At 64.4% G+C, this 19,213-nt stretch carries 18 protein-coding genes and 1 tRNA gene; 10 read left to right on the top strand and 9 right to left on the bottom strand.

Translation table 11 applies throughout. The features are described 5' to 3' along the window. Position 1 precedes the first annotated feature (1 nt). The 7 genes from A8950_RS15300 to hutU form a co-directional block, all read right to left on the bottom strand. Entirely contained in the window at positions 2-679 is a 678-nt protein-coding gene (locus A8950_RS15300) for a hypothetical protein (RefSeq protein ID WP_133614547.1), read from the bottom strand. Positions 680-804: 125 nt separating this feature from the next. Beyond that, positions 805-2,163, bottom strand: coding sequence for a PepSY-associated TM helix domain-containing protein (locus A8950_RS15295; protein ID WP_133614546.1), 1,359 nt, complete (start codon positions 2,161-2,163; stop codon positions 805-807). A 67-nt stretch (positions 2,164-2,230) separates the two neighbouring features. Beyond that, positions 2,231-2,650: a hypothetical protein gene (locus A8950_RS15290; protein ID WP_133614545.1), complete on the bottom strand. Its 420-nt coding sequence runs from the start codon at positions 2,648-2,650 to the stop codon at positions 2,231-2,233. A 58-nt stretch (positions 2,651-2,708) separates the two neighbouring features. After that, positions 2,709-3,494, bottom strand: a complete 786-nt coding sequence (gene hutG / locus A8950_RS15285; protein ID WP_208109880.1) for an N-formylglutamate deformylase — start codon at positions 3,492-3,494, stop codon at positions 2,709-2,711. Continuing rightward, a complete protein-coding gene (locus A8950_RS15280) occupies positions 3,491-4,084 on the bottom strand; it encodes a HutD/Ves family protein (protein ID WP_133614544.1) in 594 nt (197 codons plus the stop codon). The genes hutG and A8950_RS15280 overlap by 4 nt, the downstream gene beginning before the upstream one ends. Next, positions 4,075-5,298 carry an imidazolonepropionase gene (hutI, locus tag A8950_RS15275; RefSeq protein ID WP_133614543.1) on the bottom strand — a complete coding sequence of 408 codons (1,224 nt, stop codon included), beginning with the start codon at positions 5,296-5,298 and terminating at the stop codon, positions 4,075-4,077. Before hutI ends, A8950_RS15280 begins: the two co-directional genes overlap by 10 nt. Positions 5,299-5,315: 17 nt before the next feature. Further along, the gene (gene hutU / locus A8950_RS15270) at positions 5,316-6,983 is read right to left on the bottom strand and encodes a urocanate hydratase (RefSeq protein ID WP_133614542.1); all 1,668 of its coding nucleotides are present in this window, start codon (positions 6,981-6,983) and stop codon (positions 5,316-5,318) included. Between the two features lie 143 nt (positions 6,984-7,126). On the opposite strand from hutU, the gene A8950_RS15265 reads away from it, so the two are divergent. The 3 genes from A8950_RS15265 (at position 7,127) to A8950_RS15255 (ending at position 9,719) form a co-directional block, all read left to right on the top strand. Further along, positions 7,127-7,996, top strand: coding sequence for a DMT family transporter (locus A8950_RS15265; RefSeq protein ID WP_133614541.1), 870 nt, complete (start codon positions 7,127-7,129; stop codon positions 7,994-7,996). A gap of 180 nt (positions 7,997-8,176) precedes the next feature. Further along, positions 8,177-9,157 carry a TerC family protein gene (locus A8950_RS15260; protein ID WP_133614540.1) on the top strand — a complete coding sequence of 327 codons (981 nt, stop codon included), beginning with the start codon at positions 8,177-8,179 and terminating at the stop codon, positions 9,155-9,157. A 76-nt stretch (positions 9,158-9,233) separates the two neighbouring features. Then, positions 9,234-9,719 carry a 2,4'-dihydroxyacetophenone dioxygenase family protein gene (locus tag A8950_RS15255; protein WP_133614539.1) on the top strand — a complete coding sequence of 162 codons (486 nt, stop codon included), beginning with the start codon at positions 9,234-9,236 and terminating at the stop codon, positions 9,717-9,719. On the opposite strand, the gene A8950_RS15250 is transcribed toward A8950_RS15255, so the two are convergent. Beyond that, entirely contained in the window at positions 9,640-12,744 is a 3,105-nt protein-coding gene (locus A8950_RS15250) for an efflux RND transporter permease subunit (protein WP_133614538.1), read from the bottom strand. The genes A8950_RS15255 and A8950_RS15250 overlap by 80 nt on opposite strands. 9 nt (positions 12,745-12,753) lie before the next feature. Next, positions 12,754-13,860, bottom strand: coding sequence for an efflux RND transporter periplasmic adaptor subunit (locus A8950_RS15245; protein ID WP_133614537.1), 1,107 nt, complete (start codon positions 13,858-13,860; stop codon positions 12,754-12,756). Between the two features lie 301 nt (positions 13,861-14,161). On the opposite strand from A8950_RS15245, the gene A8950_RS15240 reads away from it, so the two are divergent. From A8950_RS15240 to nuoF, 7 genes are all read left to right on the top strand, one after another. Then, positions 14,162-14,238 (top strand) — tRNA-Asp (locus A8950_RS15240). Positions 14,239-14,487: 249 nt separating this feature from the next. Further along, complete coding sequence (locus tag A8950_RS15235; protein WP_133614536.1) at positions 14,488-14,853, top strand: NADH-quinone oxidoreductase subunit A; 366 nt, start codon at positions 14,488-14,490, stop codon at positions 14,851-14,853. A gap of 19 nt (positions 14,854-14,872) precedes the next feature. Beyond that, the gene (locus A8950_RS15230) at positions 14,873-15,424 is read left to right on the top strand and encodes a NuoB/complex I 20 kDa subunit family protein (protein WP_133614535.1); all 552 of its coding nucleotides are present in this window, start codon (positions 14,873-14,875) and stop codon (positions 15,422-15,424) included. A gap of 51 nt (positions 15,425-15,475) precedes the next feature. Further along, positions 15,476-16,108, top strand: a complete 633-nt coding sequence (locus tag A8950_RS15225) for an NADH-quinone oxidoreductase subunit C (RefSeq protein WP_133614534.1) — start codon at positions 15,476-15,478, stop codon at positions 16,106-16,108. Then, complete coding sequence (locus A8950_RS15220) at positions 16,108-17,286, top strand: NADH-quinone oxidoreductase subunit D (protein WP_133614533.1); 1,179 nt, start codon at positions 16,108-16,110, stop codon at positions 17,284-17,286. Before A8950_RS15225 ends, A8950_RS15220 begins: the two co-directional genes overlap by 1 nt. Beyond that, a complete protein-coding gene (gene nuoE, locus A8950_RS15215) occupies positions 17,283-17,924 on the top strand; it encodes an NADH-quinone oxidoreductase subunit NuoE (RefSeq protein ID WP_133614532.1) in 642 nt (213 codons plus the stop codon). Before A8950_RS15220 ends, nuoE begins: the two co-directional genes overlap by 4 nt. Beyond that, positions 17,924-19,207, top strand: a complete 1,284-nt coding sequence (gene nuoF, locus A8950_RS15210) for an NADH-quinone oxidoreductase subunit NuoF (protein ID WP_133614531.1) — start codon at positions 17,924-17,926, stop codon at positions 19,205-19,207. The genes nuoE and nuoF overlap by 1 nt, the downstream gene beginning before the upstream one ends. Positions 19,208-19,213: the final 6 nt, after the last annotated feature.

Genomic DNA, 19,213 nt, shown 5'->3' with positions numbered 1-19,213 from the left:
ATCAGGGGCAGTTGCCCGCATAGGGCGCAATGAAATCGGCCGCATCCGGATCGAAAATCGAGCGCCAGGGATCGACGTTGTCGTAATTGACCGTCTTGCCGAGATTGCCGGGGTCGGCACGGCTGGGGCCGGTGCCGAGCAGCGACTGGTCCTCGATCGTTGCCGGATTGCCGTCGAGGTCGAGCAGCATATAGGCCAGTGATTTCTCGCCGCGATCGGCCTCCGGCCGGGGCCGCTGCATCTCGCTGATCTTCTGGGTCGCCTGGTGGGCGGCATCGGGGGCGACGGGCGGGACGGTGATTCCGTCGGGGAAGACGGCAAAGCCGTTGATATAGGCCTGCTGCAGGCGGCCGTTGGCATCGAAATCGGCCGAGATGTTCCAGCGCCAGACATAAATGCGACAGAGATTGATGTCGTAGAGGTATTTCTCCGACCCCTTGCGGCTGGGGTGTTCGCGCAAGGTGGCCTTGCCGCCATCCACGAAAGCATTGCGCAAGGTCTGGCGGTCTGTGCCCAGCGGAAACTGCGTCATGATCAACTGGCGCATGTCCTGAAGGGTGACGACGCTGTGAAAGTCGATGCCTGATTGTGCGCTGGATGGCGAGACGAAACCGCCAAGAACCGCGCAGAACAGGCCGAGGGCAAACGCCTGGCCGACGCAACCTGATGTCAGGAACATGATCGCCACATTTGGGACAGTTGGCAATGATTGGCATGCAGCGGGCCATTCTGGCAACGGAATTCACGCTGCCGGCGATCACGCCATGACCGCCGGCAGCATGCCGTGACGGGAAAGGCGGCGGCCTATGCCACTTTCGGCCGCCAGGCCCGCGGCAGCAGGAAATCCAGGGCCAGCGCCACGATGATCGACAGGCCCACCAGCGGGAAGGCGATGCCAAGTAGCGCCAGGATGATGATGGCCCCGCGTGCGACGCGATAGTCGCTGGGATAGCGCGGTGCGCCCAGCGTGCCCTTGGGCCGTCGCTTCCACCACATGACGACAGCCGAAACCGACATCAGCACGATGGCGAAACAGGCCGCCAGCATGACGAGCTGGTTGATGCGCCCGAACTCCTGACCCATATGCACGCTGACGCCCCATTCGATCGCCTGACCAACCGGTCCCAAATCGGCGAAACCGGCATCGAACAGCACCTTGCCGCTGTACTGGTCGACATGGATGATCCGCTCGGCGGCGATGTCATCCGGATAGACCGAAGCCGTATATACCGCTTCGGGGCCCTGCGGCAGGTCGACCACGTAGCCCCTGGCGATGCCCATCCGGTCGAACATGGCCACCGCCTGATCGAGACCGAAGGCGGCCTTGCCCGTCGGCGTCGATTGCGGCATCGGTGCATTTTCCAGGGTCCAGTTCACCTGGGTCATCGCTTCCTGCATCGGAATGGTGGATAGCGGGACGTCCTCCCAATAACCGGTCGGATAGCCAAGACCGGCCTGATTGGCATAGGTGTTCACCTTGTCGCCCCAAAATCCCGACCAGGGCAGACCGGTGATCGCGAGGAAGACAATGAAGAAGCCGGTGTAAAGACCGGTGACCGCGTGCAGGTCGCGCCAGAAGGGCCGCCTTTTGGCCCCGCTGCGGATCTTGAACGAGCCGACATCCTTGCCGCGCGGCCACCACAGGTAGATGCCGCTGACGACCAGCACGATGGCCCAGCCGGCCACGAGTTCGATGACGCGATTAGCGACCCAGCCGAAATAGTCGAGGCTGTGGATCTTGCGCACCAGCTTCATGAAGGGCGTATTGGCAAAGCCGCTGTCGCTCATGGAGCCCAAGACGTTTCCGGAATAGGGGTCCACATAGACCCGTTGCTTGCCCAGCTCCGTCTTGACGGTGACGACGGCCGAGGCATCGGGCGTTGCCGGCGCGATATAGGCCGTGACCATTCCGGCCCTGGCTTCGCGCGCGGCAGCGACGATGGCAGACGGCGGCAGGTAGTCGCCCGCCTTCGCTTCCACGTTGAGGAGGTCGGAATAGAAGAGAGAATTGAGTTCGTCCTTGAGCAGATAGATTCCGCCGGTGACGCTGAGCAGAATCATGAAAGGAATCACCAGGAGGCCGGCATAAAAATGCCAGCGCCAGATGGCGCGATAGAGCGGCGACGGTGCGGTCGCACGATCGGCGAGAGTCGATTGTGACATGAGATTGCCCCATAGGCTGGCATGCCGCCTGGCATGCCGGTTGCTGGATCTAGCGGGAGTTGACTGGCTAGATGCCGGCCGGTGGGGCCTGACTGGGGAGGTCGGAATCGAACAGCGCCGCACGCGGCAATGCCGCGTCGGCGTTGATGGCATGGTGGTGCGCCTCGACCCGGGCGATCAGAAAAAGCGCTGCCAGCTCCGGTGGCGTCACCGCCGGCAGAGCGATGCCGGCAGCGCAGGCGATCTTGCAGTTGATGCAATCGCCGGCCGGCGCCTGGGTGGCGGGATCGGCCGGCAGGCGCCCGTCGACACCGTCCTCGATGCACAGCATGGCGATGCCCAGCGCGTCCTGCTGCGCCATGGCGAAGGCATGGGCGCTTGCCGCCGCCGATCCCAGGATCGCCTGGAACAGCAGCACGTAGCCCAGGATCAGGGCTGGCCAGAAGGACCGGCGCCGCATCGCCTTGAAAAGTGTCGCGCGAAACATGGCTGATGATTACGCCGCCGCCGGTGCCCCGGCAAGGGCCAATCCCACTTGGAACGGGTCAGGGTCGCCAGCCAGCCAGGATCTCGACGAAACGCTTCAGGACCGGACGCACGCGGGCCGCCACTTCCGGCAGATAGTCGAAGGGCGGTGCCTCGCGCATATAGGTGCGTTGCGCCAGTTCCAGCTGCACGGCATGGATGCCATCCGCCGGTCTGCCGTATTGGCGGGTGATGTGGCCGCCCTTGAAGCGGCCGTTGACCACATGGGTATAGCCGGACGAATCACAGGCGGCGGCGAGGCGCGCTGTCAGCTGTTCGGCACAGCTCGCACCCGAATTGGTGCCGATGTTGAAATCCGGCAGGTCGCCCGCGAACAGGCGCGGCACATGGCCCTTGATCGAATGTGCGTCGAACAGCACGGCATGGCCATGCGCCTTCTTGCGGGCGGCGAGCTCGGCGGCGAGGCGGTCGTGATAGGGCTGCCAGATCTCGGCGAGATAACGGGCGCGGACGGCGGGCGATGGTTCCCGGCCGGGTTCGTACAGCGGCGTGCCGTCGAAGAGAACATCCGGATAGAGCCCGGTGGTCGCCGTGGCATAGAGCGGCTTGTCGTCCGACGGACGATTGAGATCGATGTTGAAGCGCGACCAGCGCGCGATCAGCAGGCCGGCACCAAGCTCACTGGCAAAATCGTAGAGGATCGGCAGATGCCAGTCGGTGTCGCAGAGGCCTTTTGCTGGCTCGCTGAGGCCGGCAGCGACCTCGGGCATCAGCTCGGTACCGACATGGGGCATGCTGATGAGGAGCGGGGAAGCACCGGGGATGAAGTCGTAGGCAATCGTCACGCGGCACCCTCTTCATGCGCCTTCAGCGACACGACGACGATACGCGCCTTTGCGCTGGTGACAGCGAGGCTGGTCGTCTCGGCGCTGTCGGCTTCAAGGCGCAGCGTGTCGCCGTCCGCCAGGGTTTCGCCGGCGCAAGCCGCCGTGCCGCTATAGAGATGGATCAGCGTGAGCGGCGCCACCGCCAGGGTCAGTTTCTGGCCCTCCTGGAAGTCGAAACCGTTGACGGCGGCGCGGCCCCAATGGCGGCGCACCATCACGTTGAAATCGCGGATGGCGCCCGCGATCAGGCGGCAATCGGTCTGCCAGTCACCCTGGAAGGGATGCGGGCGCAGCGGCTTGGCGATCACCACCGGCGGCGCTGCGTTGGCGAAGCTCAGCACCATGCCGTTGCCTTCCATCAGCATGATATGCCGGTCGATACCGGCGAAGGTCGAGAAGGGGCCGGGTGTCGCCACATCGGCGATGGAGAGGCGCCAGTTGAAGCCGCCATCCGGCGCCGGCTCCTGCACCAATTCGAGGGTCGAGCCGCCGCCATTCTTCCAGGGTATCCGGCGGTAGTCGACATCGGCCAGCTTCGTTATGCGCATCGTTTCACCCAGCCGCCATTCTTGACGATGCCGGCGCAAGGGTTGGCGCCGAACCAGTAGCCGAGTTCGGCCGGGCGCTCGACCGACCAGATGGCAAGATCGGCAGCCATGCCGGGCTTGAGCTGGCCGTGGCTGGCCCCCAGGCCGAGCGCCTGTGCCGCATGGCGCGTGACGCCGGTGAGGGCTTCCTCCGGCGTCAGGCGAAAGAAGGTGCAGCCCATGGAGAGCATCAGCAGCAGCGAGAGGGTCGGCGAGGTGCCGGGATTGTGGTCGGTCGAAAGCGCCATCGGCACGCCGGCCCGCCGGAATCCGTCGACAGGCGGCAGCTTGGTCTCGCGCAGGGCATAGAACGCGCCGGGCAGCAGCACGGCCACCGAGCCGGCTTTCGCCATGGCGGCGATGCCGGCCTCGCTGACATATTCCAGGTGGTCGCAGGAGATGGCGCTGAACTCGGCCGCGAGTTGCGCCCCACCCTGGTCCGACAATTGCTCGGCATGCAGCTTGACCGGCAGACCCAGACCTCGCGCGGTTTCGAACACGCGCCGCGTCTGCGCCGGCGTGAAGGCGATCTTCTCGCAAAAGGCATCGACCGCATCGGCCAGCTTGTCGGCGGCGATCGCGGGCAGGATGTCGGTGCAGACAGCCTCGATATAGCCGTCGCTGTCGCCCGCGAATTCCGGCGGCAGGGCATGGGCGGCAAGGCAGGTGGTGCGCACCGTGACGAGGCCCGCCTCGCCGAGGCGCCGCGCCGCGCGCAATTGCTTGCGCTCGTTCTCGAGATCGAGGCCATAGCCGGACTTGATCTCGATGGCCGTCACCCCTTCGCCCATCAGGCCAGCGAGGCGCAGCGCCGCGGATGCGACGAGATCCTCGATGCCGGCAGTTCGCGTCGCCTTGACGGTCGAGGCGATGCCGCCGCCCGCTTTGGCGATTTCCTCATAACTTGCACCCTTCAGGCGCAGTTCGAATTCGGCGGCGCGGTCGCCGCCATAGACCAGATGCGTGTGGCAGTCGATCAGACCCGGCGTCACCCAGCGGCCGCCCAGCCTGGCCGCTTCCTTGACGATCGCCTTCGGCATATCCTGGCGCCGGCCGATCCAGGCGATGCGGCCCTCGGCGATGCCGATCGCGGCATCCTCGATGGCGCCATAGGCGAGGGCGCCCGGCGACATCGTGGCGGCACGGCAATCGGTCAGCAGCAGGTCCCAGTTCATGCGCGCGTGGGCTTCCGTCAGCCGTTGATCATCGGCAGATTTAGCCCCTGTTCGCGCGCGCATTCAATGGCGCTTTCATAGCCCGCATCGGCATGGCGCATGACACCGGTACCGGGGTCGTTGGTGAGCACGTTCTTGAGGCGCCGGTCGGCCTCGGCCGAGCCGTCGCATAGCACCACCATGCCGGAATGCTGCGAGAAGCCCATGCCGACGCCGCCGCCATGATGCAGGCTGACCCAGGTGGCGCCAGACGCGGTGTTGAGCAGCGCGTTGAGGAGCGGCCAGTCGGAAACGGCATCGGAGCCGTCCCTCATGCCCTCGGTCTCGCGGTTGGGGCTGGCGACGGAGCCGGAGTCGAGATGGTCGCGGCCGATGACGATGGGCGCCTTCAATTCGCCCTTCCTGACCATCTCGTTGAAGGCGAGGCCGAGGCGCATGCGCTGACCCAGGCCCACCCAGCAGATGCGCGCCGGCAGACCCTGGAACTTGATGCGGCTGCCCGCCATGTCGAGCCAGTTGTGGAGATGCCGATCGTCGGGGATCAACTCCTTCACCTTGGCGTCGGTCCTGTATATATCGTCGGCTTCGCCCGAGAGGGCAACCCAGCGGAAGGGACCGATGCCGCGGCAGAAGAGGGGGCGGATATAGGCCGGCACGAAGCCCGGGAAGTCGAAGGCGTTGGCAACGCCGACTTCCTTGGCCATCTGGCGGATGTTGTTGCCGTAATCGAAGGTGGGGATGCCCATGGCATGGAAATCGAGCATGGCGCGCACCTGGATCGCCATCGATTCCTTGGCGGCCTTGACCACGGCGGCCGGTTCCTTCTGGCGCATTTCGGCGGCCTTGGCGAGGGACCAGCCGGCAGGCAGATAGCCGTTCAGCGGATCATGGGCACTGGTCTGGTCGGTCACCATGTCGGGACGCAGGCCGCGCTGCACGATCTCCGGGAAGATCTCGGCGGCGTTGCCGAGCAGGCCGACGGAAACGGCCTTGCCGTCTTTCCTGGCCTTTTCAAGGATCGCCAGCGCCTGGTCGAGCGAATCCGCCCTTACGTCGAGATAGCGGGTTTCCAGCCGTTTCTCGATGCGCGACGGCTCGCATTCCACTGCCAGCATCGAGGCCCCGGCCATGGTGGCGGCGAGCGGTTGCGCCCCACCCATGCCACCGAGGCCCCCGGTCAGGATCCAGCGGCCCTTGAGATCGCCGCCGTAATGCTGGCGCCCGGCCTCGACGAAGGTTTCATAGGTGCCCTGCACGATGCCCTGGCTGCCGATATAGATCCAGGAGCCTGCCGTCATCTGGCCGTACATCATCAGGCCCTTGGCATCCAGTTCACGGAAATGTTCCCAATTGGCCCAATGCGGCACCAGGTTCGAATTGGCGAGCAGCACCCGGGGCGCATTCTCATGGGTGCGGAAGACTCCGACGGGCTTGCCCGACTGGATCAACAGGGTTTCGTCGCCTTCCATCTGGCGCAGCGTCTCGACGATCCTGTCGAAGCAGGCCCAGTTGCGGGCCGCCTTGCCGATGCCGCCATAGACGACCAGTTCGCCCGGGTTCTCCGCCACCTCGGGATCGAGATTGTTCATCAGCATGCGCAAGGGCGCTTCGGTTGCCCACGACTTGGCGGTGAGCTGGGTTCCGCGCGCGGCGCGGACGATGCGTTGGTTGGCAGCAGCGGTCATGGCTCAGATCCCTCGGGCGACAACTTGTATATACATGTATGGACATTAGCACGCACCAAGGTCCCTGACAACCCGCGCAATCGGGCTGGCGATGCCGCCAAAAACAGTTTAATGTCAAATACCTAGTCGAAACCGAGGGGACGATGTCCAACGCCTTGAAGGGGGTGCTGCTGGTCGGTGGTGCCACCCTGTTCTGGAGTCTCAGCGGCGTCTTCATCCGCTATGTCCCCGAGATCGACCCCTGGACCCTCAACGCCTGGCGCGGCCTCAGCACGGCGCTTTCCCTGCTTGTCTGGATGGTGCTGCTCCATGGCCGCGAGGTAACCGGGCATTTCCGGCGCGCAGCACCGCTTGCCCTCGTCGCGACTGCCTGCTTCTTCGGCATCGGCTCGTCGCTCTATATCGCGGCGATGCAGTTGGCCAGCGTTGCGGCGGTGTCCTGCGTTGCTGCAACCTCGCCCCTCTTCGCCGCCGTACTGGCTAGGCTGTGGCTGAAGGAACGGACCGGACTCAAGGTCTTCATCGCCATCATTGCCGCCCTGGCCGGCGTCGCGATCGTCGCCCTTGGCGAGGCCGGGGCATCGCTGACCGGCCTTTCCGGCGCCCTGATTGCCGTCATCGTGGCCCTGTGCTTCGCGGGGCAGAGTGTCACCTTGCGGCGCTATCACGACGTCGCCATGGAACCGGCATTGATCATCGGCGGCTTCGGCATCTTCCTGGTGGTGTTACTAGTCATCGGATTGCAGCCAATCGACGGTCGCTCGCTCGCCGTCATCGGCCTGATGGGCGTTTTCCAACTGGCCCTGCCACTGGTCCTCTTCATGCGCGGCGCGCGCTACGTTCCGGCGGTCCAGATGGTGCTGATCTCGCTTGCCGACGCCATTCTCAACCCGCTCTGGGTCTTCCTGGTGCATGGGGAGGTGCCGGCCGGCAGTGTCTATCTGGGTGGGGCCATTATCCTGGGCGCCATTGCCGTGGCGACCTGGCCGCGCCGCCCGGTCGCACTTGCCTGAGCCGCGGAATCTTCGCTTTCGCCCCTTGAAACACTTTCCGCCGGCTCTATTTGACCCACAACGCGTGCTGAGCGCGTGTCCGGGCCCCTCTGGCCGCTGAGGCGTCGGCGGCGATGTCGGACAAGGGAAGTCAAATCCGGCGCGGCCGCGGCGCCTTCTGGAGATCTGCCTGGAGGGGCCATGGAAATCGCAGTCCTGGAATCCGTGCTGATGGGCAAGCCGCTCTGGCTCTGGCTCGTCTTCCTCGCCATCGTCGTCGTCCTGCTCGCCCTCGATCTGGGCGTGCTGCATCGCAAGGAACGCGAAATCGGCGTCAGCGAAAGCCTGTGGCTGTCGGCGGGCTATATCGGCATTGCCTGCGCCTTCGGCACCTGGGTCTGGTGGCAACTGGGGTCGGAGGCGGGCTTGAACTTCTTCACCGGATTCGCGGTGGAAAAGAGCCTGTCGCTCGACAATGTCTTCGTCATCTCCCTGATCTTCACCTATTTCGCCATTCCGCGGCTCTACCAGCATCGCGTCCTGTTCTGGGGCATCCTCGGCGTCATCGTGCTGCGCGCAATCATGATCGGCCTCGGTGCCGCGCTGGTCAGCGAGTTCCACTGGGTGCTCTATATCTTCGGCGCCTTCCTGGTCTTTACCGGCATCAAGATGCTGTTCGTTTCCAGCGATGGTCACGACATCGGCGAGAATCCGCTGCTGCGATTCCTGCGCCGCCATATGCGGGTCACCCCGGAACTGCACGGCAAGAGTTTCCTGGTGCGCCTGCCGGACCCGAAGACGGGCAAATTGCGCCTCTGGGCGACGCCGCTGTTCCTGACACTGATGCTGGTCGAATTTGCCGATCTCATCTTTGCGGTCGATTCGGTGCCGGCCATCTTCGCCATCACCACCGATCCCTTCATCGTCTATACCAGCAATATCTTTGCCATTCTCGGCCTGCGCGCCCTCTATTTCGCGCTGGCGGCAATGGTGCACCGCTTCCAATACCTAAAATACGCCCTGTCTTTGGTGCTGATTTTCATCGGCGGGAAGATCTTCTACAACCAGTTCTTCGGCAAGATGGATCCGGCTATTTCGCTGGGCGTCACCTTCGGCCTTCTGGTCGGTGGCGTGGTGGTCTCGCTGGTCCTGACGGCGCGAAAGGAAAGAGCGTTCGGCTGAGCATTCGAGCCGATAGGCATGGCGGCACGGCTTCGCTATGATCGGCACCCGAACCGGGCCAGCCGAAAGCGAGACCATGACCGCCAGGACCTATGCCAGCGTCAACGTGATGTCGGAAATCGTCGAGCATGTGTCGGATGACGATCCCCTTTGGGTGCCGCTGCATGGCGGGGTCAGTTTCCGGCCGCTGATGTTCGACTGCTCGAAGGGCGCTTGGTCGAATGTGCTGAAGGTTAAGCCGGGCGGATCCCTTGCCTGCCACTACCACACGTCGCCGGTGCATGCCTTCGTGCTGGACGGTGCCTGGCGCTATCTGGAGCATGACTGGGTGGCGGAAACCGGCAGCTTCATCTACGAACCGCCTGGCGAACTCCATACGCTGGTCGCCGACGAGATGCGCGGCATGAAGACCTTCTTCGTGACCACCGGCTCGCTGGTCTATACCGATTCCGCCGGCCGCCAGACCGGATTCGAGGACGTGTTCACTCGGCTGGCACTGTTCCGCGATCACCTGGCGGCACAGGGTCTTGATCAGACAATTGCCGATCAACTGATCCGCTGACGCGCGCGGCGATCAGCGAATAGGCCACCGGAACGACGTACAGCGTGAAAAAGCTGCCGAAGGTGAGGCCGCCGACAATCACCCAGCCGATTGCCTGACGCGATTCTGAACCGGCGCCTTCCGCCAGTGCCAGGGGAATGGTGCCCAGCACCATGGCACCAGTGGTCATCAGGATCGGACGCAGGCGGAGGACCGCTGCGTCAATCGCTGCCTCGATGCGGTCGGCACCGGAGTCGCGTCGCTGGTTGGCGAATTCGACAATCAGGATGCCGTGCTTGGTGATGAGGCCGATGAGGGTGACTAGCCCGATCTGGCTGTAGACGTTGAGCGTGCCCCCGGTGAGGTGCATGGCGATGAGCGCCCCGGTCACGGCCAGCGGCACCGTCAGCATGATGACGAACGGATCGCGGAAGCTCTCGAACTGCGCCGACAGCACCAGATAGATGAAGGCCAGCGCCAGCAGGAAGACCGTGACGCCGCTCTGGGTCGAGGAGATGAACTCCCGCGATTGGCCGGCATAGTCGATCTGCATCCCGCCCGGCAGCGTCTGTACGGCGATTTCCTGCAGTGCCTGCAGCGCCTCGCCCGAAGTATAGCCAGGGGCCGCATTGGCCGAGATCGTCGCCGCGCGCAACTGGTTCCAGCGGTTGAGATCCTTCGGTGCCACCGTCTCGCGGATTGATACCAGATTGGACAGCGGCACCATCGCACCGCCGGCGGCGCGGACATAGATCAGCTTGGCCTGGTCCGGCGTGGTGCGGGCGCGGTTGTCCACCTGGACCAGGACCTCGTACTGGCGGCCGTCGCGCTTGAAGCGGGTGACGTCGCGACCGGCCAGCAGGGTCTCGATCGTGGCGCCGATGCGGTCCACGTCGATGCCGAGATCGGCCGCCTTGTCGCGGTCGACCGACAGCCGGATCTCGGGCTTTGACAGTTTGAGGTCGGAATCCGGATTGGCGATCCGCGGATCCGCATCGGCCGCCTCGACCATCGCCTGGGCGACCGCATCCAGTTCCTCGTAGGTGCCGGTGCTGAGGATGACGATTTCGGCCGCCTTCTGGTTCGGTCGTCCGCCGAGCGAAGGCGGCACGTTGACCACTGCGCGCACGCCGGGAAGCTCGTTCAGTGGCCCGCGCAAGGAGGCGGCGATCTCGCGTGACTTGCGTTCGCGCTCTTCCCATGGCTTCAGGCGGATCGGCGCCATCGCCTGCGATGGGCTGATGTTGCCGGTGACAGTGTTGAAGGCGTTTACTTCTGGAATCGGGGCGATGATCGATTCCAGTTTTTCGACGTAGCGCGAGGTGTAGTCGAGAGTCGCCCCCTCCGGCCCGGTCACCGAGGCGAACAGCAGGCCGCGATCCTCGACCGGGGTCAGCTCCTGGCGCAGGCCGGCGACCAGCCAGATGGCCGAGGCGGCGACGCCCAGCAGCAGCAGGACGATCAACCAGCGGACCTTCATGCAGAATTGCAGGCTGGCGCGATAGCCGGCTGTCAGCGCATCGAGCAGGGCCTCGATCGCGCGGTAGATGGGCCCGTGTTTCTCGTGCTCGCGGTCTGGCAGCAGCTTGGCGCACATCATCGGCGACAAGGTGAGGGCGACGAAGCCGGAGATCAGCACGGCGCCGGCAAGCGTCAGCGCGAATTCGGTGAACAGCTTGCCGGTGCGGCCGGTTTGCAGCGCCACCGGCACGTAGACCGCGGCCAGGGTGATGGTCATTGCCAGCACGGCAAAGGCGATTTCCCTGCTGCCCACGAGTGCCGCCTTGAGCGGCGAGAGCCCCTCCTCGATGTGGCGGTGTATGTTCTCCAGCATCACGATGGCGTCGTCGACGACAAGGCCGATCGCCAACACGAAGGAAAGCATGGTGAGGGTGTTGAGGGTGAAGCCCATCGCATACATGAGCGCACAGGCGCCGACCAGCGAGAGCGGAATGGTCACCAGCGGAATGATGGTGGCCCGTACCGATCGCAGGAAGAACACGATCACCAGCAGCACCAGCACGACCGCCTCGCCGATGGTGCGATAGACGTTGTCGATCGAACGGGCAATGAAGGTCGAGGAATCGTAGGCGAGTTCCAGATTCATCCCCGGTGGCAGGGATTCCTGGATACCCGGCAGGGCCGCGCGGATCGCATTGGAGACATCGAGCGGATTGGCGGTCGATTGCTTGATGATGCCGAGGGTGACGCCGGATTTGCCGTTGATGCGGGCGCGCACGTCGTCGCTATAGGCGCCGAGCGCGATATCGGCGACATCGCCCAGGCGCACCAGGGCCTGGTTGGACCGGCCGACGATGATGGCGGCGAATTGCTCGGGCGTGCTGATCGAGGTGTCGGAGAGGACCGAGAATTCGCGCGCCTGGCTTTCGATGGTGCCGGCGGGCATCTCCAGGTTCTGCGCGCGAATGGCGCTTTCGACATCCTGGACGGTGAGGGCGAAGGCGGCCAACCGTTCCGGCTTCAGCCAGATTCGCATGGCCGGTTTGCGCTCCCCGAAGATGCGCACCTCCGAAATGCCGGTCAGGGTCTGCAGCCGGTTCTTGACGAAGCGCTCGACGTAATCCGAAATCTGCAGCGGCGAATCAAGCTCGCTGGTGAATGCCATCCAGATGATCGGCTGCGCGTCGGCCTCGACCTTGGCGATGATCGGTTCCTCGACATCGGCGGGCAGGCGACCGCGGGCGCGCGAGACACGATCGCGCACATCTGCGGCGGCGGAGTCGATGTCGCGGTCGGGGCGGAAGGTGATCGAGATACGCGAGGATTCGGCGCGGCTGGTGGATGATATGAAGTCGATGCCCTCGATGCCGGAGAGACTTTCCTCCAGCGGCTGGGTCACCTGGATCTCGATGATCTCGGCCGAGGCGCCACGAAAATCGGTGCGCACGCTGACGATGGGTTCATCGATATTGGGATATTCGCGCACGGCCAGGCGGTCATAGGCGATCATGCCGACCAGCAGGACGATGAGGTTGATGACCGTGGCGAAGACAGGACGGCGGATGCAAAGCTCGGGCAGGCGCATGGCCGTCTCCTAGGGTTCGACGATCTTGATCTCGGCGCCCGGGCGCAGCTTGATCTGGCCGTCGGTGACGACGACGGCGCCGGCAGCCAGGCCGCTGACGATCTGCACCTTGCCGGATTCGCGCAGCCCCGTCTCGACCTGGACCAGATCGGCCCGTCCATCCGTCACCACATAGACGAAAACGCGGTCGCCGCGGGCGACCAGGGCTTCTTCCGGCACGGTCACCGCATCGGCAATCTGGCTGGCCTCGATATCAACCTCGATGAACAGGCCGGGTTTCAGGCGGCCGCCGGGATTGTCGATCGTGGCGCGGATCGAAACTGCCCGCGATGTCGGGTCGAGGTTGGGATCAACCGCGACGATGGCCCCGGTGAAAGATTCGCCCGGAAAGGCGTCTGTGCGGATTCCGACCGGGGTGCCGGGACGGATGATGGCGAGTTCCGTCTGCGGCAGCGTGAAATCGACATTGAGCAGGTCGATGCGTGACAGGGTGAAGATCGCCTGGCCGGGGCTCAAATACTCGCCGATACTGACCTGCCGGAGACCGAGATCGCCGCCGAAGGGCGCCGTTATGCGGGTCTTGGCCAGATTTGCGTTGGCGAGATTGAGCGCCGCCTCGGCCATGCTGAGCTCGGCGATGGCCTCGTCCAGGGCCTTTGGCGTGCCGGCGCCCTTGGCCATCAGGCTGCGGGCGCGCTCGGCATTGGCCTCCCACAGCACCTTCTTGGCGGTGGCGTCGGCAATCTGGGCGCGGTAGATCGCCGTGTCCAACTCGGCCAACAGGTCGCCCTCCCTGACAGTTGCGCCCTCCTTGTCGGAAATGCTGACGACGCGGCCGGCGATTTCCGGGCTGATGGTGACGCGGTCGGAGGCGGTCAGGGTGCCCACCGCCCGGGTCCGGCGAATCAGGGTTTCCGATTGGGCCGTCGCGACATAGACCGGCACCGCGGGTGGGCTTGCGGCCGGCCGGGCCGGGGCGGCGTTGGAAGCCGGCAGCAGGTCGCCTGGACGCCAGTCCGGCATGTGGTCGCGGAGCAAATAGAGCCCGCCGCCAAGCAAGGCGAGGACGCCCACGGCAATCAGGCGGGGCAGGCGGGATCGGGCTGGCGGCTGCATGGGCTCACTTCACAAATCGGTCCGGGACAAGGCTGACTACGAAAATTGACCGGATGCGGCTCACCGCGGATCACGGCCACCGCGTCCGAGCCTTGTTTCACGGTCGAGCCGCGCAAAACCTGCGCTGGAACAGGCATTATTCCGCTGGATCATCCGCCTTTCCGCGCGGCGCGGCCATGGATTATTTGCGGCGGCTTGCCAGCGGTGGCGACGCATTCGTGTTGACAGCTCCGCAGGGCTTGCAGTACATGCTGCCCCGCCGAACGAACGCAGCTGCCAGCAGCTGATGTCCTCGTCCTGCGCGGGTGTAGCTCAGTTGGTTAGAGCGCCGGCCTGTCACGCCGGAGGCCGCGGGTTCAAGTCCCGTCACTCGCGCCATATTCCCATTCCAAATTTCTTTTTTTCGTCAAATCTTTACCAGCCCATTCGCGCCCATTTCACGGGGCTTTAGGGTGGTTTTTGCCCTTTCTTGGCCGCGTTAACCTCTTTATAGTGTGCCGCGCCCGGAATCGCGGCACCTGCCGCAATTTGGGTCTTTTGCGCTGCGAAATGATGGCGTAAAGGACGCCACCGATAGCGGCCCGCCCGCTGGTGGCGCGGGGAAACGGCCGAGGAAGGCATCTGGGGATGGATGAACTACTGATCGAATATCTGCCGATCCTGCTCTTCCTGCTGATCGCGACCGGCCTCACCCTGGTGATGGTCGCTGCCTCGCTCCTCCTCGGCAAGCAGAACCCCGATTCCGAGAAGCTGTCGCCCTATGAATGCGGCTTCGAGGCGTTCGACGACGCCCGCCGCCAGTTCGACGTCCGCTTCTATCTTGTCGCCATCCTTTTCATCATTTTCGACCTGGAAGTCGCCTTCCTGTTCCCCTGGGCGGTTTCGCTCGGGAATATCGGGCTGTTCGGCTTCTGGTCGATGATCATTTTTCTGGGCGTTCTCACCGTGGGTTTCATCTACGAGTGGAAGAAGGGCGCCCTGGAGTGGGAATAAGGGGAGTGGGAGTAGCCAGATGAGCCAGCCCCAGATGGTACCAGCCAGCAGTCAGATCCTGCGTCCGGGCCCGGCCCAGGACCGGGTCATCACCCAGGTGACCGACGAATTGCAGGACAAGGGCTTCGTCGTCGCGCAGATGGACAAGTTGGTGAACTGGGCCCGCACCGGTTCGCTGTGGCCGATGACCTTCGGCCTGGCCTGCTGCGCGGTCGAGATGATGCACGCCTATATGGCCCGCTATGACCTCGACCGATTCGGCGTGGTGCCGCGCGGCAGCCCCCGCCAGTCCGATGTCATGATCGTCGCCGGTACGCTGACCAACAAGATGGCCCCGGCCCTGCGCAAGGTCTATGACCAGATGGCCGAGCCGCGCTGGGTCATCTCCATGGGTTCCTGCGCCAATGGCGGCGGCTATTATCACTATTCCTATTCCGTGGTGCGTGGCTGCGACCGCATCGTGCCGGTCGACGTCTATGTCCCGGGCTGCCCGCCGACGGCCGAGGCGCTCGTCTACGGAATCCTGCAGCTGCAGAAAAAGATCCGGCGCACCTCGACGATCGCGCGCTGAAGCGGGCGCGGGAACTCGAACGGTGCCAGGGAAGGGTAGGGCCATACCATCATGACCGATGCTTATCGCGAATTGTCGGATCACATCTCGGCCTCGCTGGGCGATGCCGTGCTGCGCACGGAAGTGGCGCTGGGCGAACTGATGGTCCATGTGCCGGCTGCGCGCCTCGAGCGCGCGCTCGGCTTCCTGCGCGACGATCCGAAATGCCTCTTCAAGATGCTGGTCGATGTCTGTGGCGTCGATTACCCCGAGCGCGCCGCGCGTTTCGACGTGGTCTACAATCTCCTCAGCCTGAAGCACAACACGCGGGCCCGCGTGAAGGTGGCGGTGGGCGAGGACGAGGCGGTGCCGAGCGCCGTCGGCATCTATCCCGCTGCCGCCTGGTTCGAGCGCGAGGCCTATGATCTCTATGGCATCTTCTTCGAGGGCAATCCGGACCTGCGGCGCATCCTCACCGATTACGGCTTCGAGGGGCATCCCTTCCGCAAGGACTTCCCGCTCACCGGCTATGTCGAGGTCCGCTATGACGAGGCGCAGAAGCGCGTGGTCTACGAACCGGTGAAGCTGGTGCAGGAGTTCCGCTCCTTCGACTTCCTCTCGCCCTGGGAGGGCATGCTGCAGCCGCGGCCGGTCCTGCCCGGCGACGAGAAGGCAACCGAATCCCCGGCTGGAAAGACGAACTGATGGCCGAAGTACAGATCAAGCCGATGACCATGAATTTCGGGCCGCAGCACCCGGCGGCCCATGGCGTGCTGCGCATGGTCATGGAGATGGACGGCGAAGTCGTGCGCCGCGTCGATCCGCATATCGGCCTCTTGCATCGCGGCACCGAAAAGCTGATCGAATACAAGACCTATACCCAGGCGATCCCCTATTTCGATCGCCTCGACTACGTCAGCCCGATGTGCCAGGAGCATGCCTTCGTGCTCGGCGTCGAAAAGCTGCTGGGCCTGGAAGTGCCGCTGCGCGGCCAGTATATCCGCGTCCTCTTCGACGAGATCACGCGCATCCTCAACCATCTCCTCAACATCCCGGCCTATGCCATGGATGTAGGCGCGGTGACGCCGTTCCTCTGGGTGTTCGAGCAGCGCGAGCTGCTGATGGAATTCTACGAACGCGTCTCGGGTGCGCGCCTGCATGCGGCCTACTACCGGCCGGGCGGCGTGCACCAGGACCTGCCGGCGGGCCTGCTGGAGGACATCTGGGACTGGAGCGAGCAATTCCCCGGCATCGTCGACAACATGGAGACGCTGCTGACCGACAACCGCATCTTCAAGCAACGCCTGGTGGATGTCTGCCCGGTCTCGGCCGAGGATGCGATCGCCTGGGGCTTCACCGGCCCGGTGCTGCGCGCGTCCGGCGTGCCGTGGGATTTGCGCAAGGCGCAGCCCTACATGGTCTATGACCGCATGGATTTCGACATCCCGGTCGGCAAGAACGGCGATTGCTACGACCGCTACCTGGTGCGCGTCGCCGAGATGCGCGAAAGCCTGAAGATCGTGCGCCAGTGCATCAAGGAGATGCCGGGCGGCCCCGCCAGCTCAACCGACCACAAGGTGACCCCGCCCAGCCGCGGCGAGATGAAGCAGTCGATGGAATCGCTCATCCACCACTTCAAGCTCTATACCGAGGGCTTCCACGTGCCGGCGGGCGAGACCTATACCGCGGTCGAGGCGCCCAAGGGCGAATTCGGCGTCTATCTGGTGTCAGACGGCACCAACAAGCCGCATCGCTGCAAGATCCGGGCGCCCGGTTTCCCGCATCTCGCGGCGATGGATTTCCTGTGCAAGGGCTACATGCTCGCCGATTCCGTGGCGATCCTGGGTTCCCTTGATATCGTGTTCGGTGAGATCGACAGATGAGTGCTGCAGCAAACACCGATGTGGTCCAGCCGGACAGCTTCGCCTTCACGCCAGAGAACCTGGAGAAGGTGAAGAAGATCGTCGCCAAATATCCGGAGGGCCGCCAGGGCTCGGCGGTGATGCCGCTTCTCGATCTGGCGCAGCGCCAGCATGGCTGGTTGCCGCGGGCGGCGATGGACGAGATCGCGCGCCTCCTCGACATGGCGCCTATCCGGGTCTACGAGGTCGCCACCTTCTACACGATGTACAACTTGCAGCCCGTGGGCAAATACCTGATCCAGGTCTGCCGCACGACGCCCTGCTGGCTCCGCGGCTCCGACAACCTCACCGACTATTTGAAGCAGCGCCTTGGCGTCGGCATGAAGGAAGTGACCAAGGACGGTCTCTTCTCGATCATGGAAGTGGAGTGCCTCGGCGCCTGCTGCAACGCGCCGATGGTGCAGATCAATGACGATTTCTACGAGGATCTGACGCCGGAGACGCTGGGCAAGGTGCTGGACGAACTGGCCGCCGGCAGGAAGCCGCAGACCGGTCCGCAGAACGGCCGCCGCGCCTCGATGGCGGAGGGCGGGCCGACCACGCTCAAGGACATCCCGATCTCCTACGACATCTCGCGCGACCTGACGGGAGGCAAGTGATGCTCCAGGACAAGGATCGCATCTTCAAGAACATCTACTGCCAGGACGATTGGCGTCTGGCCGGTGCGCGGCGGCGCGGTATCTGGGACAACACCAAGGCACTGCTGGAAGTCGGCCCCGACAAGATCATCGACGAGATCAAGGCCTCGGAGCTGCGCGGCCGTGGTGGCGCCGGCTTCCCGACCGGCATGAAATGGTCCTTCATGCCGAAGCAATCGGACGGGCGCCCCTCCTATCTCGTGGTCAATGCCGACGAATCGGAACCCGGCACCTGCAAGGACCGCGAGATCCTGCGCTTTGACCCGCACATGCTGATCGAGGGTTGCCTGGTCGGTGGCTTCGCCATGCGTTGCGTCGCGGCCTATATCTATATCCGCGGCGAGTTCTACCAGGAGGCAATGCACCTGCAGGCCGCCATCGACGAGGCCTATGACGCCGGCCTCATCGGCAAGAACGCCAGCGGCTCCGGTTACGATTTCGACGTCTACCTGCACCGCGGTGCAGGTGCCTATATCTGCGGCGAGGAATCGGCCCTCATCGAAAGCCTCGAGGGCAAGAAGGGCCAGCCGCGCCTCAAGCCGCCCTTCCCGGCGGCGGTCGGCCTCTATGGCTGCCCGACCACGGTCAACAATGTCGAGACCATCGCGGTGACGCCGACCATCCTCAGGCGCGGCGCATCCTGGTTCGCCGGCCTCGGCCGGCCGAAGAATGTCGGTACCAAGCTCTTCTGCGTCTCGGGCCATGTCAACAAGCCCTGCAACGTGGAAGAGGAGATGGGCATCCCCTTGCGCGAGTTGATCGACAAGCATTGCGGCGGTGTGCGTGGCGGCTGGGACAATCTGCTGGCGGTCATTCCCGGCGGCTCGTCGGTGCCGATGCTGCCCAAGCATATCTGCGACGACATCCTGATGGATTTCGACAGCCTGCGTGCGGTGCAGTCGGGCCTGGGCACGGCGGCAGTCATCGTCATGGACAAGTCGACCGACCTCATCGAGGCGATCACGCGCTTTGCGCATTTCTACATGCATGAGAGCTGCGGCCAGTGTACGCCCTGCCGCGAGGGAACGGGCTGGATGTTCCGCATCATGACCCGTTTCGTGAAGGGCAACGCCGACCCCAGCGAGATCGACATGCTGCTCGACATTTCGAAGCAGATCGAAGGCCACACCATCTGCGCGCTGGGCGATGCGGCAGCCTGGCCGATCCAGGGCCTGATGCGTCATTTCCGCCCGGTGGTGGAGGAGCGCATGCGCGCCTTCCGCGGCCGTCAGGCGGCTGAGTAGGGGTTA

This window comes from Dongia mobilis, assembly GCF_004363235.1.
In the GTDB taxonomy this organism is placed as follows: Bacteria; Pseudomonadota; Alphaproteobacteria; order Dongiales; family Dongiaceae; genus Dongia; species Dongia mobilis.
The sequence above is the reverse complement of the archived record's forward strand: the minus strand, read 5'-3'. Positions and strand labels throughout refer to the sequence as shown.